The sequence below is a fragment of the Pseudomonas sp. CROZ-RG-20F-R04-15 genome, from assembly GCF_022662375.1.
Classification (GTDB): domain Bacteria; phylum Pseudomonadota; class Gammaproteobacteria; order Pseudomonadales; family Pseudomonadaceae; genus Aquipseudomonas.
Window position 1 is genome coordinate 1 of sequence record NZ_JAKNQL010000018.1, and the last position, 25,050, is coordinate 25,050.

The following is a 25,050-nucleotide window of genomic DNA, read 5'->3' on the forward strand; positions in this document are numbered from 1 at the left end:
AGGTGTCTTTCGTCAAACATCGACCTGAAAAATCGGGTCGATTATGGATTCAATGAGGAACATTCAGGTCGGCGTACTTCCCCAATATCCCCCAATCGGTCCCCTCTCCCTCAGGGAGAGGGCTAGGGTGAGGGGCAACTCGTCAGGCCTCCACCGCCTCCCCTGCCACCACAACCTCATCCCTGCGAACAAACCGGTTCGCCCGCCCAAACGTCCCAAAATCATTAAACCGCACCCCCATCTCACGCATCACCTTATGCGCCACCGGCACGGTCATCTGGCGAATATAAAACGGCTCCTTCACCACAAAATGATGAATCCCGTGGCTACTGCCAAAGTTGAAGCAGAAGGCCTGCAATGGCCACAGCCACCAAGGGTTGAGCACCTGACACTGCTGCAGCACATTGCCCAGTTCAACATCGCCGTAGTAATGCATGTTCGAGCTGATGAAGTGCAGGCAAAACGTGCGCAACACATTCGGGCCGATGATCACCACGGCGGCGATATCGATCACCTGCATCACCGACAACGTCGTCGCTGACCATTCAATCGGCGAGCCCAGCAGATAGGCAATGCCATTGGCCGCATGAAAACCGAGAAACACATACCACGCGCCCCAATGCACCAGCGCCAGCGGTGCATAGACTTTGAAAACCCGTTTCAGAATGCTCCACTTGTGCGCCCAGGTCGGCGCCCGCAGCAAGCGGATGAAGGCCGACATCATGTTGTCGCCGACCATCAGCAAGCGCGCAAAACCCCACGGCTCGCCGTTGGTGATCGCGCGTTCTTCCATGTCGGTTTCAGTGCCGGAGACCTTGTGATGATTGAGGTGCAGATGGCGGCGAATCCACGGATTGATCGTGCTCGGCCGCGCTAGCCACACCAGGCCCATCATCAGATTGTGCGGCACGCGCTGTTTGCGGAAATACATGCTGTGGATCAGATCGTGCTCCAGCTCATGGGTCAGCGAAGCAAAAAACGCGTTGAGCAACAGGCACGCCCACCACGCCATGTGCCCGCTGATGTACAGCGCCGCCGAACCGATCATCCCGATCAGGGCAAAGGCCAGAATCCCCGCGCCCAGCGCATCCTGATGCTTGAGAATCGGGTAGCGCTCACGCAATTCGACGCCTTTGGCCAGTACCACTTCGCGAATATGCGCTGATCGCTGGGCCGCATTGTGTCGCTGGGGACTTGCAGAAGTACCGTCCATGCTTCCATCCTCGGGTTTATGATGTTCGCATCGTGCCTCGCCAAGGCTTCAATTGCGGTAGCCGAGAACGCCAACCTGTTGACCGGAAGCGCCAATCAGCATGAAGGAACCGACCTCTCTCGCCAGCTGGACCCGTGCCTTGCGCAAGCAACTCGATGCGCTGGGGCTGGACAGCATTGCCCTGTGCCAGCAGGCCGGGCTCGACCCGAATTTGATGGACGATCCCAACGCGCGCTATCCACTGTCCGGCACTACACGCCTGTGGGAAATCGCCGTGCAGGTCAGCGGCGACCCGGCAATTGGCTTGCGCGTGTCACGCTTCGTCAGCCCGACCACGTTCCATGCCCTCGGTTATGCGCTGGTCGCCAGCGGCAGTTTGCGCGAGGTGTTCGAACGTATCGTGCGCTATCACCCGGTGGTCAGCGATGCGCTGGAACTGGAGCTGAGTCGTGGCGACGACCGCTATCAATTTCGTCTGAAAATTCCGTCAGGCAATCCGGCGCCGGCCTTCGAAGCCATCGACGCCTTCGCCGCGATCTACGTGCGCACCTGCCGTAATCGCCTCGGCCGTGATTACGCGCCGCTGGCGGTTTTTCTGCGCCGCCCGGAGCCGAGCGATGCGCATCAATGGCACAAAGTCTTCCGCGCTCCGGTGTATTTCGGCTGTGTCGAGGATCGTCTGGAATTCGCTCTCGACGACTTCGACAGCCACCTCGACGACGCCAATCCGGAACTCGCTGAACACAATGAAGCGGTGCTCAAACGCACGATGGCCCAGCTCCAGCCGCTGACCTGGGAGCGCAAGGTTCGTGATGCCATTGAGGAACAACTGCCGGAAGGCGAACCGAGTGCCGAGCGGATTGCCCAGGCGTTGCACCTGAGTTTGCGCAGTTTGCAGAGGCATCTGGCAGATGAGGGTTGTCGCTTCGACACATTGCTCAATGAGAGCCGCGAAAATCTGGCGCTGCTGCACCTGCGCGATCCGCAGTGTTCGTTGAGTGAGGTGAGTTATTTGCTGGGTTTTGCCGATACCAGCAGCTTCAGCCGCGCGTTCAAGCGCTGGACGGGGATGACGCCGGGGCAGTTTCGCGATGGGTTGCGCTGATGCTCAGCTAACGAGAGCTGTTCATCTGATAGATTGGCTCAGCGATGGAAGTTTTCCTTTTTCAGCGTATCGAGCGTCGGACGGGTCGGTCGAGAAACTGCAGCGAGTTCATAGCCCAAACCATTCAGTATTGCCTCCACCTTACGCAAGCCAATCTCAGAAACGGTGTTGTTTTCGATACCAGAAATTGTCGCGCGGCTCATGCCGTACTGTTTGGCTAACATTTGCTGAGAAAGTCCCTTAGCCTTACGGAGCTCTCTAATCAACTTACCTATTTTTTCCATTGTGGATGCCTGCATTACTTACGATGCATTTTAAAAAAATCAGCAAATATGCATTCTATTTAATGCATATTTTTGCATGCCAATCTAAATCTGATTAGCCTCTCTATTTAAGCAGCACTTGCTCACCACAAACCCCAGCTCAAAAACAGTGCCGTCAGCATCACTGCTCACCTTCACCTGTCCCCCATGCAACTGCATGATCGAATGCACAATCGCCAGCCCCAACCCACCCGAATCCCCCGGTTCTGCCCGTGAAGGATCGACGCGGTAGAAGCGGTCGAACAGTTTGCTCAGATGCTCCTGCGCAATGGCCGGGCCTTGGTTGTGCACTTGCAACCAGCACTCACCTGACTCGTCGCGGCGACGCAGACTGATCACCGATCCTTGATCGGCGTGGCGCACGGCATTCGCCAGCAGATTGCCAAGTGCGCGTTGCAGCAGTTGCTGATCGGCGAGCAGATTGCCCTGCAGTTGGTTGTCCAAGCGCAGGTCACGATCATCGGCCAACGCTTCAAAGTAATCACACAGCTCATCGCCAACACTGTGCAAATCCAGCTTTTGCAGATTCAGCGCGCGTTCGGCCTGTTCCGCGCGGGCAAGGAACATCAGGTTTTCCGCCATGCGCTTGAGCCTCTCGAACTCTTCCATGTTCGAGGCAAGCACCTCCTGATATTCCGCCGTACTGCGCGGGTGATTCAGCGCCTGGCCGTTGCTCGCCAGCAAGGTGTGCAATGGCGTGCGGATTTCGTGGGCGAGGTCAGCGGAGAATTGCGAGAGACGCTGCACGCTGTCGTCCAGCCGCGCGAGCATGCCGTTGAGCGCCTGCACCGGCTCTAGCAGTTCGGCGGGCGTGCCGTTGGCGGGCAGGCGTTGGTCGAGGCTGCGCAGATCGATGCGGCGTACTGCTTCGCTCAACTGCCGCAACGGTTGCAGGCCCCGGCGCAGCAATACCAAGCCCAAGGCAAAAGCGAGCAACGCACCGAGAACAACCGACAGGTACAAGCGCATGCGATAGCTGCCGAGCATCTGCTCGCGCTCGCTCAGCACCTTTCCGGCGATGACGGTCAGCGGTTCGCCGTTCGGCCCCTGCGCTTCGCCGGACAACAGCGCAAGCTCGGCACCGTCCGGTGCTTGCCACGTGAGCACATCGGGGCGCTGCGGCGTTTGCTCGCGGGGGATCGCGTTCAGCGGTGGCAGATCGCGTTGGCGTGGATTGATCGCGATCACGCTCGACCCATCTGCACGCCGCACCAGCAACAGGCTGTCGAGATTGCCGAGCATGTTCTGATACAAACGCGGTCGAGCCTGCAAAGCCCCCAGGCTGTCGCTGTCGGCGAGCAAGGCGCGCACTTGCTCCAGTCGACCGAGCAACGCGAGGTCGTCGCGGTAGGCGATTTCCGAGGCCAGCGAACGGTAGAGAAACACACCGATAGCACTCAACACCAAGGCGCAGACCAATGCGAACGCCAGCGCCAGGCGCCAGGCGATCGACCTAGAGCGCATCGTCCGGCGCTTCCAGTTGATAGCCGACGCCGCGCACGGTATGGATCAGTTTCGGCATGTACGGATCATCGACTTTCGCGCGCAAACGACGCACCGCCACTTCGACCATGTTGGTGTCGCTGTCGAAATTCAGGTTCCACACCTGCGAGGCAATCAACGTGCGCGAGAGCACTTCGCCCTGACGACTGGCGAGCAATTGCAGCAGGGCGAATTCCTTGTTGGTCAGGGCAATACGCTGACCACCACGACTGACGCGGCGCCGCAGTACGTCGATTTCCAGGTCGGCGATGGTGTACGACTCGGCTTCGCGCATCGGCCCGCGCCGTAGCAACGTGCGCACCCGCGCGAGCAGCTCAGCGAAGGCGAAGGGTTTGAGCAAGTAATCGTCGGCGCCCAGTTCGAGGCCGCGCACGCGGTCTTCAATGGCGTCCTTGGCGGTGAGGAACAGCACCGGCGTGGCGCCGCGCTGACGGATCAGTTGCAGCAATTGCCAGCCGTTGAGCCCGGGGAGCATTACATCGAGGATGATCAGGTCGTATTCCTGCTGCTCGATAAAGTAGCGACCATCGAGGCCATTGAGCGCCACGTCCACGGCAAAACCGGACTCGCCCAGGCCTTTGGCGAGGAAATTCGCGGTTTTGGCTTCATCTTCTACGACCAGCAAACGCATGGCACACCTCGATTGATAGGCACACAGGCTAGGCGCCTTCGGCGGCGTTGCCCATTACAAACTTGTAATCAGACTGACGAGGTTCTGACGAAGACCGGCGATTAAGGTGGCGACCTTCGTTTTTGGAGCCTGTCCATGACCGTCAAATACTTTGTAGCCAGCCTGATGATCGGCCTCAGTAGCGCCGCTGCCGCCAGTCCTGAGCTGCCGCGTCACGCTGATCTCGACCTGAAAACTGCACGGCTGCTCGCCGACACGGCAATGGCCAACTGCACCGGTACGGTGTCGGTGCTCGACCGTGGCGGCAATCTGCTGGTGACCCTGCGCGGCGATGGTGTCGGCCCGCACAACACCGCCGCCAGCCAGCGCAAGGCGTATACCGCGCTGTCGAGCAAAACCGCCACCCGGCTGTTCGCCGAACGCGCTCGCAGCAATCCGCAAACCGCCAATCTCAATACCCTCGACGAGTTGCTGCTGCTAGGCGGCGGGATTCCGCTGTTCGCCGCTGATGAACTGGTTGGCGCGATGGGCGTGGCCGGCTCCGGCGGCGGTGAGCAAGACGAAAACTGTGCAATCAAGGCTGCCGAGAAAACCGGTCTGGCCATCACCCGTTCCCAATAAGGAGTTTCATCCATGACGACTTTGCGCATGACCCTTGCCGCGCTCGGCCTGAGCGCGTTTTCAAGCCTTGCACTGGCCGCCGGTAATCCGTTGAGCGTGCACGTGCTCAATCTGGAAAACGGTCTGCCGTCGCCGGGCATCAACGTGACGCTGGAGAAACACGTCGGCCAGAACTGGCAGCCATTGGCCCAGGGCACGACCAATGAACAGGGGCGAATTGCCGAATTGTTCCCGGCCAAACAGCCTTTTGAAGCGGGTGAATACCGGGTGGTGTTCAAGACCGGCGAGTACTTCAAGAAGGTCAAGCACGACACGTTCTTCCCGGAGATTCCGGTGATCTTCGAAGTGAAGCAGACCGATCAGCATTACCACATCCCGCTGCTGCTCAGCCCGTACGGTTTCTCGACCTATCGCGGTTCGTAAAACCAGCACAGATCAAAAGTGTGGGAGCGAGCCTGCTCGCGAAGGCGTCGGTTCAGTCGAAATCCCAGTCGAATGACCCACCGCTTTCGCGAGCAGGCTCGCTCCCACAGGGGATCTCAGTGCCCGTTAGATCGTGGCCAGGACGCGCAATCGCGCGGCGTCGAGTATTTCGATCTCGCCATACCCGAGCCCGATAATCCCCTGCCCCTGCAAATCCTTGAGAATCTGGTTGGTGGTCTGCCGCGACAGCGACAGCATCGACGCCAGTTGCTCCTGCGGCAGTTGCAGTACCCGGCGTGGCGCGTCGAGTTCGCCGTAGCCTTCGGCGATCATCAGCAAGCGATGGGCCAGACGCGCCGGCGCCGGCAGCAGGCTCAGTTGTTCAAGATTGATAAAGGTCAGGCGCAGTTTGTGGCTCATCAGCAAAGCCAGATGCCGCCAGTACACCGGCTGCTCATCGAGCAGTTTCAGCAGCGTCGCCTGCGGGATATTGAGCAACGTACACGGCCCCACAGCATAGGCGTCATGCGTACGCGGCTGGCCATCGAACAGGCAGATTTCACCAAACCAGTGCGGCGCCTCGACCAGACTCAACAACGCCTCTTTTCCCTGCTCGCTCACCGCGCCTATACGCACGGCGCCGTCGAGCACCGCGTATAAACCGCACGGTGGATCACCGCGCTGGAACAGCCGCTGCCCTGCCGTCAGCCGCCGCTCCCGGGCCGTAGCCAACAGACTATCCTGAAAGGACGCCGGCAGATGACTGAACCATTGGCCACTCATCAGCCGTGAACGTATTTGCATAAACACTCCTGGATTGTCGCCTGCCTGACAGAGCGAACCCTGATCCCGAGGGATGATGCGATCAACCCTACCGGAGGAACAACAATGAAAAGCCTCGTCGACCATCTCAGTCAATACGCTGCCTACCACCGCGATCCGCGCAACATCGCCAGCCACTTTATCGGCATTCCGCTGATTGTGGTGGCCGTGGCGGTTTTGTTGTCGCGGCCGGAATGGTCGCTGGGCGGGTTGTGGATATCTCCAGCCGTGATCGTGGCGCTGGCCTCGGCGTGGTTTTACCTTCGACTGGAGGTGAAACTCGGCGTGTTAATGACCGTGCTGATGGGCTTGTCGGTCTGGGCCGGGCATGTATTGGCACAGCAGAGCACGATGGTTTGGCTGAGCAGCGGGTTGGCGATGTTTGTGGTGGGCTGGGTGATCCAGTTTGTCGGGCATCACTATGAAGGGCGCAAACCAGCGTTTGTCGATGATGTGTCGGGGCTGATTGTCGGGCCGTTGTTTGTCGTGGCCGAGTTGGCGTTCGTGCTGGGGATGCGGCGTGAATTGAAAGAGCAGATCGAGGCGCGGGCGGGGGTGGTGCGGGTCAATCCGAATCGTGCGGCTGTCTAGACCGCATTCGCGAGCAGGCTCGCTCCCACAGGGATTTTGGTTGTTCACACATTTTGTGCTCAACACTCATCCACTGTGGGAGCGAGCTTGCTCGCGAAGCTTTTGACTCTAGAGGCTGGCGACTTTCTGCCAGACCTTCGGTTTGAAGAACAAGGTTTCACCCTTCGCCAGCCCGATCAGGCTGTCGTGGTCTTTCACCACTTCGGCTTCGATCAGATCGGTCTGCCCTTCAACTTTCAGCGTCACTCGGGTAGTCGCGCCCAACGGCCGGATATCACGCACCTCTGCCGCATGGTGATCTTCCAGCTCATGCTTGGACAACGACACCTCATGCGGGCGGAACAGCACGTGATTGTCGTCGCTCAGCAGCAAGCGGTTCGAATCACCGAGGAAGTGATAAACGAAATCGCTGGCCGGGTTTTCGTAGACGTCGCCCGGTGAGCCGATCTGCTCGATCACGCCTTTGTTCATCACCACGATACGGTCGGCCACTTCCATCGCTTCTTCCTGATCGTGGGTCACGAACACCGACGTCAGGTTGATTTCTTCGTGCAGACGCGCCAACCAGCGACGCAGTTCTTTACGCACCTTGGCATCAAGGGCGCCGAACGGCTCATCCAGCAGCAGTACTTTCGGCTCGACCGCCAAGGCACGGGCCAAAGCAATTCGCTGACGCTGACCACCGGACAACTGCTCCGGATAACGATCCGACAGCCAGTCCAGCTGCACCATGTTCAACAGTTCGTGAACCTTGACCGCGATCTGGCTTTCGCTCGGGCGCTGGTTTTTCGGTTTCATGCGCAGGCCGAACGCGACGTTGTCGAACACCGTCATGTGGCGGAACAAGGCGTAGTGCTGGAACACGAAACCGACGTTGCGATCACGCACGTCGTGGCCGGAAACGTCTTCACCGTGGAAGACGATGTTGCCCTGATCCGGGGTTTCCAGACCGGCGATGATCCGCAACAGCGTGGTCTTGCCGCAGCCCGACGGGCCGAGCAGCGCCACCAGCTCACCGCTGTGGATGTCCAGGCTGATGTTGTCCAGCGCCTTGAAGGCATTGAAATTCTTGCTGACGTTACGCACTTCGATCGACATGAATTATTCCTCCGCGGCGCTGGCGCGCAGGCGGTTGATACGGTTTTCGCTCCACTGCTTGAGCAGCAGGATGAAGAGCGCCAGGATCAGCAACAGGCTCGCCACGGCGAACGCGGCCACGTGGTTGTATTCGTTGTAGAGGATCTCGACGTGCAGCGGCAAGGTGTTGGTCACCCCGCGAATGTGCCCGGACACCACCGACACCGCACCGAATTCACCCATGGCCCGCGCGGTACACAGCACCACGCCATAGATCAGGCCCCACTTGATGTTCGGCACGGTGACGTGCCAGAACATCTGCCAGCCATTGGCGCCGAGCAGGCGCGCGGCTTCCTCTTCCTGCGTGCCTTGTTCCTGCATCAGCGGGATCAGCTCACGGGCCACGAACGGCACGGTAACGAAAATCGTCGCCAGTACGATGCCCGGCAAGGCGAAGACGATCTGGATGTCGTGATCCTGCAGCCACGGCCCGAACAGGCCTTGCGCGCCGAACATCAGCACGTAGACCAGACCGGCGATCACCGGCGACACCGAGAACGGCAAGTCAATCAGGGTCACCAGCATGCTCTTGCCGCGGAACGAGTATTTGCTCACGCACCACGCCGCGCTGACGCCGAACACCAGGTTCAGCGGCACCGAAATCAGCACGGCGAACACGGTGAGTTTCAGTGCCGACAGCGCGTCCGGTTCAAAGATCGCGGTGAAAAATGCGCCGAGGCCATTCTTCAAACCCTGCGATACCACGATGAACAACGGCAGCAGCAGAAACAGGAAAAAGACCAGCCAGCCAAGGCCGATCAGGACTCTGCGCGAAGTGGCGCTGCCACGGCGTGCAGCGTTGGCCGAAGAGGCGGCCGCAATAGACGATTGGGACATGGTTCGCGCCTCCTTATGGGGTTTCGATGCGCCGCTGCAGCAAGTTGATCAGCAGCAACAGAACGAAGGAAACCACCAGCATCAGCACGCCGATGGCGGTAGCGCCGGTGTAATCGTATTGGTCGAGTTTGACCATGATCAGCAGCGGCAGGATCTCGGTTTTCATCGGCATGTTGCCGGCGATGAAAATCACCGAACCGTACTCGCCGACGCCCCGCGCGAACGCCAAGGCAAAACCGGTCAGCCAGGCGGGCAGCAGCGCGGGGACGAGGATATGGCGGAACACCTGCAACGGTTTCGCACCGAGGCACGCGGCAGCTTCTTCGACTTCACGGGGAATGTCGGCCAGCACCGGCTGCACAGTACGCACCACAAACGGCAGCGTGACGAAGGTCAGCGCCAAAGTGATACCGAGCGGGGTGTAGGCGATTTTGAAGCCGAGGTCAGCGGCGAATTGCCCGACCAGGCCGGCCGGCGCGTACAGCGCGGTCAATGCGATACCGGCCACAGCGGTCGGCAGGGCGAACGGCAGATCGATCATCGCGTCGATCACCTTGCGCCCCGGAAAGGTGTAGCGCACCAGCACCCACGCCAGCAGCGTGCCGATGATGCCGTTGATGATCGCGGCACACAGCGCGGTACCGAAGCTCAGCTTCAACGCGGCCAACACCCGTGGTGCGGAAATGATCGCCCAGAACTGATCCCAGGTGAGTTGGGCGGCGTGGACGAACATCGCCGCCAGCGGGATAAGCACAATCAGGCTGAGGTACACCAAGGTGTAACCCAGCGTCAGCCCGAAGCCGGGTATGACGGGGGAGATACGACGCGACATAAAAGTCCTTGGTTAAAAACGCATCAATGTGGGAGCGAGCCTGCTCGCGAAGAGGGAGTATCAGTCAACATCCCTGTCGCCTGAAATACCGCCTTCGCGAGCAGGCTCGCTCCCACATGTCGCATGCCTAAGCAGCAGGCTCGTTGTGGGTCAGATTACTGCGCCTGATAAATCTGGTCGAACACGCCACCGTCGTTGAAGAACTTCGGTTGTGCGGTTTTCCAGCCGCCGAAGTCCTTGTCGATGGTCACCAGCTCGAGTTTCGGGAACTGCTGGGCGTACTTCGCGGCCACGTCCTTGTCACGTGGACGGTAGAAGTTCTTCGCGGCAATTTCCTGACCGGCCGGGCTGTACAGGTGCTTGAGGTAGGCTTCGGCGATCTGCTCGTTGCCTTTCTTCTCGGCGTTCTTGTCGACCACGGCCACGGGTGGCTCGGCGAGGATCGACAGCGAAGGCACGACGATGTCGAACTTGTCGGCGCCGCCATCTTCCTTCAGGGCCAGGAACGCTTCGTTTTCCCAGGCCAGCAACACGTCACCCTGACCGTTGTTGACGAAGGTAATGGTCGAACCGCGTGCACCGGTGTCGAGGATCGGCACGTGCTTGAACAGGGTCTGCACATATTCTTTGGCTTTGCCTTCGTCACCGCCGTTGGCTTTCAGGCCATAGGCCCATGCGGCGAGGAAGTTCCAGCGCGCACCGCCGGAGGTTTTCGGGTTTGGCGTGATCACCGAGACGTCGTTCTTGACCAGATCGCCCCAGTCCTTGATGCCTTTCGGGTTGCCCTTGCGCACCAGGAAGACGATGGTCGAGGTGTACGGTGTGCTCGCTTCCGGAAGACGCTTCTGCCAGTCGGCGGGCAGGGTCTTGCCGAGTTTGGCGATTTCGTCGATGTCACCGGCCAGGGCCAGAGTCACGACGTCGGCACGCAGACCATCGATCACCGCGCGGCCCTGCTTGCCCGAACCACCGTGGGATTGCTGGATTTTAACGGTGTCGCCGACGTGATCTTTCTGCCAGAACTTGATGAATTCAGCGTTGTAGTCCTGATACAGCTCGCGCGTCGGGTCATACGACACGTTGAGCAGTTCGTAATCCTTGGCAACGGCGGAACCGGCAAACACGGCACTGGCCAGCGCGGCCAAAGCGTAACGGCGAATCGACGACATGGTGAAAGCTCCTGGAATTCTTGGTGGTGGCTTTTTCTTATGTATTTCGGAAATCGTGTTGCCGGTTCAAAGATCGCAGCCTTCAACAGCTCCTACGCACAGCCCCCTGTAGAAGCTGCCGCAGGCTGCGATCTTCTAGCCCGGTTGTTTACCCGGTTGCTGCAAACGGAATTTCTCTTTGCGTTCGATCTGCACGACTTGTGCGTTGTGCACAGTGATCTCCACCGCGCCGAAACGCAGATCGCGCAGGGCGCTCTGGATTTCACGCAAGATGGTGCTTTCGTCCTGACCGTCAACGCTGCGAAGGGATGCGCTCATGGTGCTGCTCCTTTGAATGGGATTTGCCTGGCAGTGGGCGGCACTGCGTTCGGCGTGGGAGCAATATAAGAGAGGCGCAGATATTCTTAAAAAGACTATTTAAGAATGTTTATATAACTGAAAAACTGATCGTTCCCACGCTCCGCGTGGGAATGCCGCCGGCGGCGCTCTGCGCCGCGATTTTGGGCCGACGCAGAGCGTCCCTTTGCTGAGCGCAGGAACAAATTTGCCCCTGTCTTAGCCAATCAACGGAGTTCTTGCCCAATCAATCTCCTGCGCCGGACTCGGCCGCCCAAACCAATATCCTTGCCCCAGATCGCATTCCTGCTCGAGCAGAAACGCCGCCTGCTCAACCTGCTCGATACCCTCGGCATGCACCTGCATGCCCATGCTCCGGGCCAGCGCGATGATCACCCGCACGATCGCCGCGTCGTCCTCGTCCCACGGCAGCCCGGCGACGAAGCCCTGATCAATCTTCAGTTTCTGCACCGGCAAGCGCTTGAGCCGCAGCAGCGACGAATAGCCCGTACCGAAGTCATCGATAGCCAGGCGAATGCCCAACTCGCGCAAACGATGCATCTGCTCCAGCGCCACTTCCGGATCATCCATTACCGCACTTTCAGTCACCTCCAACTCCAGATACGCCGGATCCAGCCCAGTGTCATGCAGCACCTGCGCCACCTGTTGGTACAACTCACGACGAGCGAACAACCGCGACGACACATTCACCGCAACAAACGACAGCACCACCCCGGCCTGCTGCCACTGACACATCTGCCGACACGCCTGCCGCATCACCCAGGCGTCAATTTCGGCAATCAATCCGGTGCGTTCGGCTATCGGAATGAACTCCGCCGGCGAGACCAGACCGCGCTGCGGATGCTGCCAGCGCACCAATGCTTCAACGCCGATCAGGCGACTGGTCTTCAAGTCATGCACAGGTTGGTAGTAAACCCGCAGCTCCTGCTGCTCCAGCGCGCGGCGCAGTTCGAAAGCGATTTCCACCCGTTGCTGGGCGTGGGCAGTGAGTTCTTCGGTGTACAAGGCGTAACCGTTGCGGCCGCTGCTCTTGGCTTTGAACAGCGCCGCATCGGCATTGCGCAACAGCTGCTCGGCGCTCAAAGCGTCACTGGGGAACAGGCTGATGCCGATACTGGCGTTGATGAACAGTTCATGGCCATCGATGCAGAACGGCTCCTTCAGCGCATCGAGAATGCGTTGCGCCAGCGCGGCCGCCTGCACCAGCTGTGGACAACTTTCCGCCAGCACCGCGAACTCATCGCCACCGAGGCGGGCCAGGGTAATGCCGGGACCGAACAGCGCCTGCAGCCGCGCCGCCACGGCCTTGAGCAAACGATCGCCGACGTTGTGACCGAGGCTGTCGTTGATCATTTTGAAATGATCCAGATCGAGCATCAGCAACGCACAGCCGCGCTTGTGAATCTGCGCCGAGGCCAGCGCCTGTTCGGCGCGATCGCTGAACAATAGACGATTGGGCAGATCCGTCAGCGGGTCGTGGTGCGCGAGGTGTTTGAGCTCATGCTCGGAATCCTTGATCGCACTGATATCGGAGAACACCGCCACGTAATGGCTGAGCCGGCCCTGATCATCGTGAATGACCCGAATGGTCTGCCACTGTGGATAAATCTCGCCACTTTTTCGGCGGTTCCAGATCTCGCCGCTCCATTCGCCCAGCGATTCAAGGGTGGCGAACATTGCCTGATAAAACCCGGGTGGATGATGGCCCGACTTGAACAGGCTCGGCTGCTGACCAAGCACCTCTTCACGCTGATAGCCGGTGATCTCCATGAACGCGCGGTTGACGTGCACGATCAGTCCATCACGGTTAGTCACCAACACGCCTTCACGGGTGCAATCGAACACCGCCGCCGCCTGGCGCAAGCGCTCGCGATCAGCGTGACGCTCACGCAAACGCGCGCCAATCCCGAGGAACTCGCACAAACGCGCCCGCGCCAGGAAAATCAGCCCGGCGCTGACTGCCGCAAAGACGTAACCGTTGATCAGTTGCCATCGGGCAAGATCGACGGAGTTATCGAAGAAATTGTTTAATAAATGATCAGTACCTTGCAGCCAGACAGCGGCAAGCACGAGATAGAGCAGCGCTGCACGCAATGCATCGCGGTAAGTGGCAGGCATTCGGCTGTCCATGTCCCTACAAAAAGGTTGGAATTATAGGTCAAGAAACATCCAGCGACTCTTATCTGAAAGGGCGACTGGTTTTATCTGTGTGCTTGGTGATAATGCAACGGCTGTTTTTATCTTTATCGAGGGCCCTATAGCCTATGTGGTACGAAGGTTTTCTTGGCTTGTCGGCCTGGTCTCTGGTCGCAGTCACCCTGCTGATGACCCACGTGACAATTGTTGCCGTCACGGTCTATCTGCACCGCTACTCCGCCCATCGCTCGCTGGAGCTGAATGCCGGGCTGAAGCATTTCTTCCGTTTCTGGCTGTGGCTGACCACGGCACAGAACACCCGCGAGTGGACCGCCATCCACCGTAAACACCACGCCAAATGCGAAACCGAAGACGACCCGCACAGCCCGGTCATCAAGGGTTTGTCGACGGTACTGCGTACCGGTGCCGAGCTGTACCGCGCCGAAGCCCAGAACCCGGAAACCCTGCGCATCTACGGCAAGAACTGCCCCGAAGACTGGATCGAACGCAACGTCTACAGCCGCTACCCGCTGCTGGGTGTGGCGATCATGGGCGTTATCGACCTTCTTCTGTTCGGCACCATCGGCATCACTATTTGGGCGATCCAGATGATGTGGATCCCGGTTTGGGCTGCCGGCGTCATCAACGGTCTGGGCCATGCCGTTGGCTATCGCAACTTTGAATGCCGCGACGCAGCGACCAATCTGGTGCCTTGGGGCATCCTGATCGGCGGCGAAGAACTGCACAACAACCATCACACCTATCCTAACTCGGCCAAGCTGTCGGTGAAGAAGTGGGAATTCGACCTCGGTTGGGCCTGGATCAAAGTCTTCAGCTTCCTGCGTCTGGCCAAGGTTCAGCGTGTGGCACCGATCGCCCACCGCGTCGAAGGCAAGGGCAGTCTGGACATGGACACCGCCATGGCCATCCTCAACAACCGCTTCCAGATCATGGCCCAGTACCGCAAATTGGTGATCGGTCCGCTGGTCAAGCAAGAGCTGGCCAAGGTCGATCACTCGGTGCGCCACCAGTTCCACCGCGCCAAGCGTCTGCTGTCGCGGGAAACCAGCCTGCTGGAAGATCGTCATCACCTGCGCATCCAGACCATGCTCGAGCACAGTCAGGCGTTGAAGGTAATTTACGAAAAACGCTTGGCCCTGCAGCAGATCTGGGTCAAGACCAGCTCAAATGGCCACGACATGCTCGCCGCCATCAAGGAATGGATTCACGAGGCCGAGGCCAGCGGTATCCAGTCCCTGCGCGAATTCGCTGATCAGTTGAAAACCTACTCGCTGCGTCCTGCGGCGGTCTGAGACCGTTGATCGGTGCACCCGGCTCCCGGGTGCACCCTTCGGAACTTCGCCAAAAATCGCCTATCTCAAAGACACTTCGCCATCCCGGCGGGCTGTACTGTGGCCGTTGTCGAATTTCGGCACGTCCTTTGAGATCTGTGCCGATGGTCAATAACAACCAAAAAGACTCATCCCTCCCGCAGTGGCCCGAAGCCGCGCAAACCCTCATGGCCCTGATGCACGCCCAAGGCGAGGTCGCCCGCCTGAGCGAACGCGAACAGCTGTTCAGCTCGCTGCTGGTCAGCGTTAACGCCGTGCTTTGGGCGTTCAACTGGGAAACCCGGCAGGTGCTGTACGTCAGCCCCGCCTACGAACGGATTTTCGGTCGTTCCGCCGGCCTGCTGCTCGCCGACTACAACCAGTGGCGCGACAGCATCTACCCCGATGACCTGGAATACGCCGAACGCAGCCTCGCCGAAGTCCTGCACAGAGGCGCCGTGGAGGATCGCGAATACCGCATCATCGGCTCCGACGGCCAGGTGCGCTGGCTCAGCGACAAATGCTTCATCAACCGTCAGGACGAGCCTGGGCAACCGGTTATCATCGTCGGCATCGCCGAAGACATCACCGACAAGAAGCAGATGGAAACCGAGCTGCACCGTTTGGCGACCACCGATGTGCTGACGCAAAGCAGCAATCGCCGGCATTTTTTCGAGTGCGCCAATCGCGAGTTCGAAGAAGCGCGGCAGCAAGGTTCACCCTTGGCATTTTTGCTGCTGGATATCGATGACTTCAAAGTAATCAACGACAGCTACGGCCACCCGGAGGGTGACAACGTGTTGCAGCGGATTGCCGAGTGCGGGCGTGGCTCGTTGCGCCGTGGTGATCTGTTTGGGCGGATTGGCGGAGAGGAGTTTGCCGCCGTGTTTCCCGGCTGCGCGCCGGACATGGCCAAGCAAGTGGCCGAGCGGTTGCAGCAGGAAATTCAGCGTTTGAGTTTCAGCCATGACGGGCAGACGTTTGGCATCACCGTCAGCCAGGGTCTGACCAATCTGACCGATGGCGATGAAAACCTCGACAGCCTGTTCGCGCGTGCGGATGCGGCGATGTATGAGGCCAAACGGCAGGGCAAGAACCGCATCATTTCTGCCTGAGCCCAATACCTCAACCCAACACATAACTACTGTGGGAGCGAGCTTGCTCGCGAAGGCATTTTGTCAGTCAACATAGCGCTGAATGACACACCGCTTTCGCGAGCAAGCTCGCTCCCACATGGTTTTGCTGTGTATCAATGTTATTTACGCATCCGCATCAACTCCGGCAAGCCGATTTTAAGCAGCCTTGCCGTACGGCTCTTCGCCAGCTCCTCAACGCCTTCATGCTCGGTCAGATGCGCCATCTGCGCCGCCATGTTCATCACCAGCGCCTCACGGGAATACACGCCGCCGCCGAGCTGATAGACCGACGCAATCAGCTCACGCAGCTCCAGCGGCAATCGCCAGCGAGTACGCAACGCCGAACCATAAGCCGCACCAAACTCAGCCAACGCCTCGCCGACCTCCTCCAGCTCATCCAGCGCACCGCCGGCCTGCTGCCATTCCTGCAAACACCGCAGCAACGCCAGATCGCCGAGACGATGCAACATGCCCGCGCAATAGCAGCGCTCCTGATCCAGATCAAGCAGGCGCGCCAACGTGCGCGCGTATTCAGCAGTGTGCAGCGACAGCCCCCAGTAACGCTCGGCGTAATCGGCCAGACAGGGATCACTGAGTTTCGCACTGCGCTTGAGCGCCAGCCCCAGAATGAGGTTCATGCTCTGTCCGGTGCCCAGACGATGCAGGGCCTGCGCCAGGGTTTGTACCGGCGCGCCGTGGTGTTGCGCGGCGCTGTTGGCCGCAGCGATCAACACAGCAGTGATCTGCGGATCGGTTTTAATTTCATCTTCCAACAGCTTCAGATCCAGCCCGCTGGGATTAAGGCTGCGTTTCACCGCTACTTGCACATCGGTCATCAACGGCGCGCCGTCAGCCTGCTCTCGGCGGCGCTCAAGGAAAACCGACAGAGTCATGCCAGGTGCCAATGCCGGCACCTCACAGAACACTTCCTCACCGGCATTGAGCAGCAAGCCCTGCAATCGCTCGGTCAGGCTTTCCATGTTCAACGGTTTGGTCAGATACGCCGTCGGCGCCAGCGGAATCGCTTCGCGCACGCTGGCACTGTCGTTACGGCTGCTCATCAGAATGAACGGCAGCGGCGGATTGCGTTTGCGCTGCCGCACGCTGCGCAACACGCTCAAGCCATCGACGCCGGGTAGCTCCCAATCGACGATGGCCAGGTCATAAGGAATTTCGCTGAGCATCGACATGGCTTGCTGGCCATCGGCACACAGGTCCAGCCGCGCATCGCAACGCACGTTCAGCAACACTTGTTTGAGCAGGTCGCGAGACCACGGATCAGCCTCGGCGATCAGCACTCGCGGTACGGCGGGTAAATCAACGGCAGTCATGCGCGCTCTCCCTTGCAATGCCTGAACCTTAGCCAATGCTGGCCATTCGATACAGCGCTAAAGCGCTCGATGTGTTTCAAGGGGCGTAAAAAAACCCGCCGAAGCGGGTTTTTTGTCGATCAGGTCACACGGGGTGATCAGAGCTCGGAGAAGCACTCTTCGATGATCGCCAGACCTTTGTCCAGTTGCTCGTCCGGCGAGGTCAGCGGTACGAGGACGCGCAGAACGTTGCCGTAGGTGCCGCAGGACAGCAGGATCAGGCCTTTGTCACGCGCCTTGGCCACAACCGACGCTACTGCTGCAGCGTTCGGCTTGTGGCTGTCGCCGTTTTCGAACAGCTCGACCGCGATCATCGCGCCCAGGGCACGGACTTCACCGATCACCGGGTACTTGGCCTGGATAGCTTTCAGACCAGTGACCAGACGCTCGCCGACAGCCTTGCAGCGGTCCAGCAGTTGCTCTTCTTCGAACACTTCCATCACAGCCAGAGCAGCGGCGCAAGCGATCGGGCTACCGGCGTAGGTGCCGCCCAGGCCGCCTGGCGCGATAGCGTCCATGTATTCGGCCTTGCCGCAAACACCGGCGAGCGGGAAGCCGCCAGCGATGGATTTGGCGAAAGTGGTCAGGTCGGCAGCAACACCCATCTGTTCCATGGCGAAGAACGTACCGGTACGACCAGCGCCAGTTTGCACTTCGTCAGCAATCAGCAGGATGCCGTGCTGGTCGCACAGAGCGCGCAGACGCTTCATGAACTCCTTCGGCGCGACGTAGAAACCACCTTCGCCCTGAACCGGCTCGATGATGATCGCAGCGATGTCTTTCGGCTCGGCGTCGTTCTTGAAGATGCGTTCGATGGAAGCGATCGAATCGTCGATGCTCACACCGTGCAGTTCGTTCGGGTACAGCGCGCGGAAGATGCCGCCTGGCATCAGGCCCATGCCAGCCGAGTAAGGCACGACTTTACCGGTCAGGCCCAGGGTCATCATGGTGCGACCGTGGTAAGCGCCGGTGAACGCGATCACGCCAGCACGGCCAGTGGCGGCACGGGCGATTTTCACGGCGTTTTCCACGGCCTCGGAACCGGTGGTGACCAGCAGGGTTTTCTTGGCGAAATCACCTGGCACCTTGGCGTTGATTTTCTCGCACAGCTCAACGTACGGCTCGTAAGCCAGTACCTGGAAGCAAGTGTGGGTCAGCTTGTTCAGCTGTTCGGTCACGGCGGCGATGATTTTCGGGTGCACGTGGCCGGTGTTCAGTACCGCGATGCCGCCGGCGAAGTCGATGAACTCACGACCTTCAACGTCAGTCACGGTAGCGTTCTTTGCCGATTCAGCGAAGATCGGGTGAATCTGGCCAACACCACGTGGAACAGCTGCGGTACGACGGGCCATTAGTTCAGCGTTAGTCTTGCTCATTACAGTCCTCATTCGCCGCTCATCGGGCGGCGTGGTTCAAGGATTAAGCGGGAGAAATCGACGGTGGCAGCATGCGATGATCGACTGCCACGGCGTTCCTGGCCGCAGAGAAAATTCCGGTTTGAAACGACGCAAAGGGACAGCGCTCTCGTGCCCTTTGCGTTTGCAGCGATCCCTTTCCCGGCTTAGATGCCCAGGCAGAGGTATTTGATTTCCAGGTAATCTTCGATGCCGTACTTGGAGCCTTCACGTCCCAGGCCAGAGGCCTTGATGCCGCCGAACGGCGCGACTTCGTTGGAGATCAGCCCGGTGTTGACGCCGACCATGCCGTATTCCAACGCTTCAGCGACACGGAACACACGACCGAGGTCGCGAGCATAGAAGTACGAAGCCAGACCGAACTCGGTGTCGTTGGACATCGCGATCACTTCGGCTTCGTCTTTGAAGCGGAACAGTGGCGCCAGTGGACCGAAGGTTTCTTCCTTGGCCACCGCAGCGTTTTTCGGCACGTTGGTGAGGATGGTCGGCTCGAAGAAGTTGCCTTCCATCGCCTTGCCACCGGCCAGTACGGTTGCGCCTTTGGCCACAGCGTCAGCAATGTGTTCTTGCACCTTGGCCACAGCTTTTTCGTCGATCAGCGGGCCAGTGGTGGTGCCATCTTCCAGACCGTTGCCGATCTTCAGTTTGGCTACAGCCACTTTCAGCTTCTCGGCGAACGCGTCGTAGACCGAATCCTGAATGTACAGACGGTTGGCGCAGACGCAGGTCTGGCCGTTGTTGCGATACTTGGAAATGATCGCGCCTTCGACGGCCTTATCCAGGTCCGCGTCGTCAAACACGATGAACGGCGCGTTGCCGCCCAGTTCCAGCGAGACTTTCTTGATGTCCTTGGCGCACTCCGACATCAGTTGACGACCAATTTCGGTCGAACCGGTGAAGGACAGTTTGCGCACGATCGGGTTGCTGGTCAGCTCGCTGCCGATGTCGCCGGCGCTGCCGGAAACCACGCTGAACACGCCCGCAGGAATGCCCGCGCGCTGAGCCAGTTCGGCCAGTGCGAATGCGGAAAACGGAGTTTGCGAAGCCGGCTTGAGCACCATGGTGCAACCGGCGGCCAGTGCCGGGCCGGCTTTACGGGTGATCATCGCCGCCGGGAAGTTCCACGGGGTGATCGCGGCGGTCACGCCGATTGGCTGCTTGATCACGATCAGGCGCTTGTCTGGCTGATGGCCCGGAATCACATCACCGTAGATACGCTTGGCTTCTTCGGCGAACCACTCGATGAACGAAGCGGCGTAAACGATTTCACCCTTGGCTTCGGCCAGCGGCTTGCCCTGCTCGAGAGTCATCAGGCGCGCGAGGTCGTCCTGGTTCTCGATCATCAGTTCGAACCAGCGACGCAGCTTGCCGGCACGCTCTTTAGCGGTCAGTGCACGCCAGGCTGGCAGCGCCTTGTCCGCGGCTTCGATGGCACGGCGGGTTTCGGCCGCGCCCATTTTTGGCACGGTACCGAGGATTTCGCCGGTGGCCGGGTTGTTGACCTTGATCGTCTGACCGTTGTCCGCATCGACCCAAGCGCCATCAATGAAGGCTTGCTGGCGGAACAACAGGGTGTCTTTAAGCTGCATGTCGGCTTTCCTTAACAGCACCGCGGCCTGCGCGGAGCAAATTATGATTGTAGAAAGGCGCCTCGCAAGGCTGCCGTCAGGGAAATCAGTGACCGGGTGTGGCGCATCAACAGTGCACGATTCGAAACACTGGCGCTTCAACGCCCGGTCAACGAGCGTTTGAAATCTCAAACGGATCGTAGGTTCAACGGGGTTAAAGGACAATAGGTCGTTCGAAAAAAAGAACAAAAACGGCGTGTTTGTGGAATTTTTCAGATCAACGAGCCAAAAGTCCCCGCCGCAGGAAAACCTTAGATCAACCCTGCCAAAGCGCCAAGCGAGGGTTTTGCAGGACGTTACAGCTTTATGGAATGCAGCGCTTTCAGCCGACACGCGCACTGACAATACCCGCTCAAACCCAGCATGGACGCCCCGAGCCGACCTAGGTATGATGTCGCCCGCTGCACCAGTAGCTCAGCTGGATAGAGTACTGCCCTCCGAAGGCAGGGGTCGTGGGTTCGAATCCCGCCTGGTGCACCATTGATTCAAACGAGAAAGCCCCGGACTGTGATGGTCCGGGGCTTTTTTGTGGACGATGCAAAGAGACTTGGACGAAGTTATTCCGTCGTCCAGTCAAACTCATCGTAATCATCGTCGTCTTCCTCAGCCTCGTCCTCGAAGACGTCCTCTTCTTCAAGCACATCTTCTTCCGGCTGATTCAGCAGAAACTCTTTACGCGTCTCGGTAATCGCTCGCCGCATCTCTTCGCCCTTCTCCGGGCAGTTGAGCAGTTGGGCGATGCGGTCAATTTTTGCTGCCACGTTGTCCTCCAGCGCATCGGCAATGCCCCGATAGTGCGCGTTTTTGCGGGGCAATGCCAAATGGCTGAGGGGTCAGGCGGTCATTTTTTCTGCAACTGTTGGAGTCGGGCGTCGAGATCGGCGTTCGGGTAGCGTTTGTGCAGGTTGTTGAACAGGCTGTCGGCGGCTTGCGATTGGCCGGATTCGCGCAGGCGCAGGACTTCGCGCAGTTGTGCGTCGAGGCCGTTGGCCGGGGCGGCGGCGCGTTTGCTGAATTTTGCTTCATCGGCGCTGATGGCTTGATCTTGCATCGGCGCGGCCATTTCCATCATCGGCGCGGGTGCGGGCATGGCGCCGGCCGGGGCCGACAATCGGTGCAGTTGCGCTGAGTCCGTGTCGGTCATGGGCACAGCAAGCTTGGGGGCTGGGGCGTAGTCGTACTGACGCAACGGTTGAGGCGCGCGCTGTACCAGCGACAACATCAATGCCACGCCAACGAGGCTGGCGAACGCGACTTGCCAGCGCGGTTTGCGGCAAGCGTCCAGCCAGCGTTGCCACAGGCTTGGTTTCAGCGCAGGGGGTTGACGATGCGCTGCGTTGAGGATGAACGCATCGAGATGCGCTGGCGGCTCAGCATTTTGCTGTTCGCGGACGTGTTTGATCAGCGGATCTTCAGGTGTCTGGCGGGCGTCAGTCATGTGAGTACCTCCTCGGCCAGCAGCCGACGCAGTTTTTGCTGGGCGTAGCGCAAGCGGCTTTTGACGGTTTCCAGCGGTGTTTCGGTGAGAGTGGCGATTTGTGCCAGATCGAGGTCGCCGTGGGCGCGCAGCAGGAACACTTCGCGCTGGTCGGCGGGCAGGGTTTGCAGGGCATTTTCCAGGCGTTGGCTATCGCGGCTGAGGCTGAGCAGTTGCTCGGGACCGTTCGTTTCGTCACTCACGGCATGCGCTTGTTCGTCATAACTGTCGTGCAGCGGTTGCCTGGCGCCGTGTTTGCGCCAGTGGTCGATCAGGCGATTGCGCGCTATCTGGAACAGCCATGTACGAAATGTCGCCCGGCCTTGTGGCTGACTGCTGCTGCGGATCAGGCTCAGCCAGGTCTCCTGAAATACTTCGTCGGCCAGTTCCGGTTTGCCGCTCAATCCGAGCAGAAACCGGTACAGGCCTTGGCGATGGCGCGCGTACAAGATCTCGAACGCGGCGCCGTCGCCCTCGCGATAACGTGCGAGCAGCGATTCATCGCTGTTGGCGGTTGAGCTGTCTGCCGAAGCAAACAGCTGACTGATGAAGCCTTTCAGACGACTCACTTATTCGATCCGTTGTTCAGTGGCCAGCGCATTCGATGCGGTTGAGCTGCGCAAGCTCTGCGCCAATTCGACCAGTTGCACAAACTCGTTGCGCAGTCCGAAGTGGTCATCGCCACGCGCGCCACGGGCCAGTGCTTCGGTGTCTTTCAGGCTGAAGTCGCCGGTATAACGACCGTCCTTGAGTTGTTGGGCGAATGCGGCCACCGCGGCGGCAAAACGCAGATCCTCGCTGGCTGCAGCAACCTGATTGTCGATGGGCCGCTCGATCAGCAGACTTTTCCCACCTTCAGGCTGTTGATAACGCACACGCAGCATTGCCAATTCCCCGCTCTTCGCCGAAGCAACGGCGTCAGATTTGCCGTAACGCAGTGGCTCCAGCCAACCCTTCTCACCTGTCGGAACGATTTCGTACAACGCGGTCACCGTGTGCCCTGCGCCGATCTCGCCGGCATCGACTTTGTCATTGCTGAAATCCTCACGCTTCAAAGCACGGTTCTCATAGCCAAGCAGGCGATATTCGCTGACCTGCGCCGGGTTGAATTCCACCTGCAATTTGACGTTTTTCGCCACCACGGCAAGCGTCGAACTCAGCTGATCCACCAGCACTTTGCGCGCCTCGCGCAGATTATCGATGTAGGCGTAGTTGCCATCGCCTGCGTCGGCCAGTTGTTCCATCAACTGTTCATTGTAGTTATCCACACCGAAACCCAGGGTCGTCAGCGAAAACCCGGTTCTGCGTTTATCCACAGCCATTTGCTTGAGGCTGTCGAAGTCGCTGACGCCGACATTGAAGTCGCCATCGGTGGCCAAGAGGATGCGGTTGATGCCTTTTGGGATGAAGGCCTGCTGGGCCATTTGGTAGGCCAGTTCGATACCCGAGGCGCCAGCGGTCGAACCGCCCGCAGTCAATTGCTCGATGGCCGTACGAATTTTCGCTTTCTCGCGTCCGGAAGTCGGCTCCAATACCACTCTCGATTCACCGGCATACACCACCAACGAAACGCGATCCTGATCACGCAGTTGATCGACCAGCAATTTCAGCGTGCTTTTGACCATCGGCAGGCCTTCGCGGCGATCCATCGAGCCGGACACGTCGACCAGAAACACCAGATTGGCCGGGGCCAGTTCCGCCATCGTGTGGTCGGTGGCCTTGATGCCGATGCGCAGCAAGCGGGTGTGCGGGTTCCACGGTGAGGCCGCCAATTCAGTCGTTACGCCAAATGGCGAGCCGTCGCTGGGCAGCGCGTAGTCGTAGGGGAAGTAATTGACCATTTCTTCCAGCCGCACGGCGCCTTCCGGCGGCAGTCGACCGTGATTGAGCAAGCGGCGGACGTTGGCGTAGGCACCGGTGTCGACGTCAGCGCTGAAAGTCGAAACCGGGGATTCGGCGACGATGTGAATCGGGTTATCGGCCAACGCCTGATATTGCTCGCGCTGCGTATCGCGATAGCCCTGTGGATAACTTTCACTCAACGGCATCGCCGCACTGCCCGCGTTGGGCATTTTGTACAGCGCGCGTTTGGCCATTGAGGTGTCAGCCATGACCGCTTCCTGCTGAACCAGAACTTCGGACTGCGCCGGCGCTGGCGCTGGCACAGCAGCAGAATCGGGTGTGGACGAAGCACCGCAACCGGCGAGCGCCAGCAGCACAGCAACCGCAACAGGACGTAAAAGAGAAAGGGACATGGGGCTGACCTCGGGACGAAATTGATCATTCATCCACTGAGACGGGCAGCCCGTTCAGTTCGGGTTAAAGGCCGCTAAAAAATTTCAGCGGTGATAACGCCGCACTGCACTGCTGTTGCGCAGCACATGACCTTTGATTTTCTCCATCAGTTCGGCGCGGGTCAGACCGGCCGGCAAGGCGTCCGGGGCGAGATCCAGCGCGTAGATTTGGATGATGTAGTGGTGCGCACTGTCGCCCACCGGCGGGCACGGCCCCATGTAATGGGTATTGCCCTTGCTGTTGGTGCCGCCGACGCCTTCGAACGCAGACTTGGCGCCGACGCCCGCAGCAATCTGGTGCGTGGTGGCTTTGATGCCGTAATGAATCCAGTGATCGACGCCCAGGCCTTTCTGGCCGTCGGGATCATGCATGACGATCGCGTAACTCTGGGTCGCGGCGGGGCCGGCATTCCAGCTCAGGGCCGGCGACTGGTTCTTGCCGCCGCAGCCGGCCGCGTCGCTGGCCGCTGCCGAAGTGAACAGGCGATTATCGGAAACACCCGGGATGTTCAGGGTGAAACGCTCCTGGGCCTGCGCCGGAAACTGCACGCAAAGGGTGACGGCAATGGCCGCAAGCCAAGGGTTGAGAGAGGTCAATCGGGTCATTCCGGGAGCACCTTGTGCAGTTGGGCCGTGTTCGGCCTGCAAACTATAGCCGTACCGTTCGTGCCGTGGCAGTAGCAAATGGCTGAACCTCGC

Annotated in this window: 25 protein-coding genes, 1 tRNA gene and 1 pseudogene; 8 read left to right on the plus strand and 19 right to left on the minus strand. The window is 59.5% G+C overall.

All coding sequences use genetic code 11. From position 1 onward, the window contains the following. Window positions 1-142: 142 nt before the first annotated feature. Window positions 143-1,213 carry a fatty acid desaturase gene (locus tag L8H52_RS22080; RefSeq protein WP_242208803.1) on the minus strand — a complete coding sequence of 357 codons (1,071 nt, stop codon included), beginning with the start codon at window positions 1,211-1,213 and terminating at the stop codon, window positions 143-145. A gap of 100 nt (window positions 1,214-1,313) precedes the next feature. Between L8H52_RS22080 and L8H52_RS22085 the strand changes: the two genes are divergently transcribed. Then, window positions 1,314-2,318, plus strand: a complete 1,005-nt coding sequence (locus tag L8H52_RS22085; protein WP_242208802.1) for an AraC family transcriptional regulator — start codon at window positions 1,314-1,316, stop codon at window positions 2,316-2,318. Between the two features lie 38 nt (window positions 2,319-2,356). On the opposite strand, the gene L8H52_RS22090 is transcribed toward L8H52_RS22085, so the two are convergent. From L8H52_RS22090 to L8H52_RS22100, 3 genes are all read right to left on the minus strand, one after another. Then, window positions 2,357-2,602 carry a helix-turn-helix transcriptional regulator gene (locus L8H52_RS22090; RefSeq protein ID WP_242208801.1) on the minus strand — a complete coding sequence of 82 codons (246 nt, stop codon included), beginning with the start codon at window positions 2,600-2,602 and terminating at the stop codon, window positions 2,357-2,359. A gap of 84 nt (window positions 2,603-2,686) precedes the next feature. Continuing rightward, window positions 2,687-4,105: a heavy metal sensor histidine kinase gene (locus tag L8H52_RS22095; protein ID WP_242208800.1), complete on the minus strand. Its 1,419-nt coding sequence runs from the start codon at window positions 4,103-4,105 to the stop codon at window positions 2,687-2,689. After that, window positions 4,095-4,775 carry a heavy metal response regulator transcription factor gene (locus L8H52_RS22100; RefSeq protein ID WP_016987597.1) on the minus strand — a complete coding sequence of 227 codons (681 nt, stop codon included), beginning with the start codon at window positions 4,773-4,775 and terminating at the stop codon, window positions 4,095-4,097. Before L8H52_RS22100 ends, L8H52_RS22095 begins: the two co-directional genes overlap by 11 nt. Window positions 4,776-4,910: 135 nt before the next feature. Here L8H52_RS22100 and L8H52_RS22105 point away from each other — a divergent pair, with 135 nt between their 5' ends. The 3 genes and pseudogenes from L8H52_RS22105 to L8H52_RS30535 form a co-directional block, all read left to right on the plus strand. Beyond that, window positions 4,911-5,396: a heme-binding protein gene (locus L8H52_RS22105; protein WP_242208799.1), complete on the plus strand. Its 486-nt coding sequence runs from the start codon at window positions 4,911-4,913 to the stop codon at window positions 5,394-5,396. A gap of 12 nt (window positions 5,397-5,408) precedes the next feature. Next, window positions 5,409-5,819 carry a hydroxyisourate hydrolase gene (gene uraH, locus L8H52_RS22110; RefSeq protein ID WP_242208798.1) on the plus strand — a complete coding sequence of 137 codons (411 nt, stop codon included), beginning with the start codon at window positions 5,409-5,411 and terminating at the stop codon, window positions 5,817-5,819. A gap of 11 nt (window positions 5,820-5,830) precedes the next feature. Continuing rightward, window positions 5,831-5,929, plus strand: a pseudogene (locus L8H52_RS30535) (metal ABC transporter ATP-binding protein); the annotation flags it as partial. 16 nt (window positions 5,930-5,945) lie between these two features. Here L8H52_RS30535 and L8H52_RS22115 read toward each other — a convergent pair. Continuing rightward, a complete protein-coding gene (locus L8H52_RS22115) occupies window positions 5,946-6,623 on the minus strand; it encodes a Crp/Fnr family transcriptional regulator (RefSeq protein ID WP_242208797.1) in 678 nt (225 codons plus the stop codon). Between the two features lie 84 nt (window positions 6,624-6,707). Between L8H52_RS22115 and L8H52_RS22120 the strand changes: the two genes are divergently transcribed. Further along, window positions 6,708-7,232, plus strand: a complete 525-nt coding sequence (locus tag L8H52_RS22120) for an Mpo1-like protein (RefSeq protein WP_242208796.1) — start codon at window positions 6,708-6,710, stop codon at window positions 7,230-7,232. A gap of 108 nt (window positions 7,233-7,340) precedes the next feature. Here the strand turns inward: L8H52_RS22120 and L8H52_RS22125 are convergent, their stop codons facing one another. The 6 genes from L8H52_RS22125 to dibA form a co-directional block, all read right to left on the minus strand. Then, entirely contained in the window at window positions 7,341-8,330 is a 990-nt protein-coding gene (locus L8H52_RS22125) for a sulfate ABC transporter ATP-binding protein (RefSeq protein WP_242208795.1), read from the minus strand. Window positions 8,331-8,333: 3 nt separating this feature from the next. Further along, window positions 8,334-9,206, minus strand: a complete 873-nt coding sequence (gene cysW / locus L8H52_RS22130; RefSeq protein WP_108224225.1) for a sulfate ABC transporter permease subunit CysW — start codon at window positions 9,204-9,206, stop codon at window positions 8,334-8,336. A gap of 13 nt (window positions 9,207-9,219) precedes the next feature. Beyond that, on the minus strand, window positions 9,220-10,038 hold the full coding sequence (gene cysT / locus L8H52_RS22135) for a sulfate ABC transporter permease subunit CysT (RefSeq protein WP_008080019.1): 819 nt from the start codon (window positions 10,036-10,038) through the stop codon (window positions 9,220-9,222). 155 nt (window positions 10,039-10,193) lie between these two features. After that, window positions 10,194-11,207, minus strand: coding sequence for a sulfate ABC transporter substrate-binding protein (locus L8H52_RS22140; protein ID WP_242208794.1), 1,014 nt, complete (start codon window positions 11,205-11,207; stop codon window positions 10,194-10,196). A 135-nt stretch (window positions 11,208-11,342) separates the two neighbouring features. Then, complete coding sequence (gene oscA, locus L8H52_RS22145) at window positions 11,343-11,525, minus strand: sulfur starvation response protein OscA (protein WP_007917682.1); 183 nt, start codon at window positions 11,523-11,525, stop codon at window positions 11,343-11,345. A 237-nt stretch (window positions 11,526-11,762) separates the two neighbouring features. Then, window positions 11,763-13,682 (minus strand): phosphodiesterase DibA, encoded by a 1,920-nt coding sequence (dibA, locus tag L8H52_RS22150; RefSeq protein WP_242208793.1) that lies wholly within the window; start codon window positions 13,680-13,682, stop codon window positions 11,763-11,765. 146 nt (window positions 13,683-13,828) lie between these two features. Here dibA and desA point away from each other — a divergent pair, with 146 nt between their 5' ends. Both desA and L8H52_RS22160 read left to right on the plus strand, forming a co-directional pair. Then, on the plus strand, window positions 13,829-15,013 hold the full coding sequence (gene desA, locus L8H52_RS22155) for a delta-9 fatty acid desaturase DesA (RefSeq protein ID WP_242208792.1): 1,185 nt from the start codon (window positions 13,829-13,831) through the stop codon (window positions 15,011-15,013). 143 nt (window positions 15,014-15,156) lie between these two features. After that, complete coding sequence (locus L8H52_RS22160; RefSeq protein ID WP_242208791.1) at window positions 15,157-16,146, plus strand: sensor domain-containing diguanylate cyclase; 990 nt, start codon at window positions 15,157-15,159, stop codon at window positions 16,144-16,146. A 140-nt stretch (window positions 16,147-16,286) separates the two neighbouring features. Here the strand turns inward: L8H52_RS22160 and L8H52_RS22165 are convergent, their stop codons facing one another. The 3 genes from L8H52_RS22165 to gabD form a co-directional block, all read right to left on the minus strand. Beyond that, the gene (locus tag L8H52_RS22165) at window positions 16,287-17,498 is read right to left on the minus strand and encodes a response regulator (RefSeq protein ID WP_242208790.1); all 1,212 of its coding nucleotides are present in this window, start codon (window positions 17,496-17,498) and stop codon (window positions 16,287-16,289) included. A gap of 137 nt (window positions 17,499-17,635) precedes the next feature. Beyond that, window positions 17,636-18,913, minus strand: a complete 1,278-nt coding sequence (gabT, locus tag L8H52_RS22170; RefSeq protein ID WP_007917687.1) for a 4-aminobutyrate--2-oxoglutarate transaminase — start codon at window positions 18,911-18,913, stop codon at window positions 17,636-17,638. A 185-nt stretch (window positions 18,914-19,098) separates the two neighbouring features. Beyond that, the gene (gene gabD, locus L8H52_RS22175; RefSeq protein ID WP_007917688.1) at window positions 19,099-20,541 is read right to left on the minus strand and encodes an NADP-dependent succinate-semialdehyde dehydrogenase; all 1,443 of its coding nucleotides are present in this window, start codon (window positions 20,539-20,541) and stop codon (window positions 19,099-19,101) included. Window positions 20,542-20,983: 442 nt separating this feature from the next. Here gabD and L8H52_RS22180 point away from each other — a divergent pair. Next, window positions 20,984-21,060 (plus strand) — tRNA-Arg (locus L8H52_RS22180). Window positions 21,061-21,137: 77 nt separating this feature from the next. Here L8H52_RS22180 and L8H52_RS22185 read toward each other — a convergent pair. From L8H52_RS22185 to L8H52_RS22205, 5 genes are all read right to left on the minus strand, one after another. After that, entirely contained in the window at window positions 21,138-21,401 is a 264-nt protein-coding gene (locus L8H52_RS22185) for a hypothetical protein (protein ID WP_242208789.1), read from the minus strand. 20 nt (window positions 21,402-21,421) lie between these two features. Then, window positions 21,422-22,018 carry a hypothetical protein gene (locus L8H52_RS22190; protein ID WP_242208788.1) on the minus strand — a complete coding sequence of 199 codons (597 nt, stop codon included), beginning with the start codon at window positions 22,016-22,018 and terminating at the stop codon, window positions 21,422-21,424. Next, a complete protein-coding gene (locus L8H52_RS22195; protein WP_242208804.1) occupies window positions 22,015-22,596 on the minus strand; it encodes an RNA polymerase sigma factor in 582 nt (193 codons plus the stop codon). Before L8H52_RS22195 ends, L8H52_RS22190 begins: the two co-directional genes overlap by 4 nt. A gap of 30 nt (window positions 22,597-22,626) precedes the next feature. Further along, entirely contained in the window at window positions 22,627-24,312 is a 1,686-nt protein-coding gene (locus tag L8H52_RS22200; RefSeq protein WP_242208787.1) for a VWA domain-containing protein, read from the minus strand. 84 nt (window positions 24,313-24,396) lie between these two features. Continuing rightward, complete coding sequence (locus L8H52_RS22205) at window positions 24,397-24,957, minus strand: YbhB/YbcL family Raf kinase inhibitor-like protein (protein ID WP_242208786.1); 561 nt, start codon at window positions 24,955-24,957, stop codon at window positions 24,397-24,399. Window positions 24,958-25,050 lie beyond the last annotated feature (93 nt).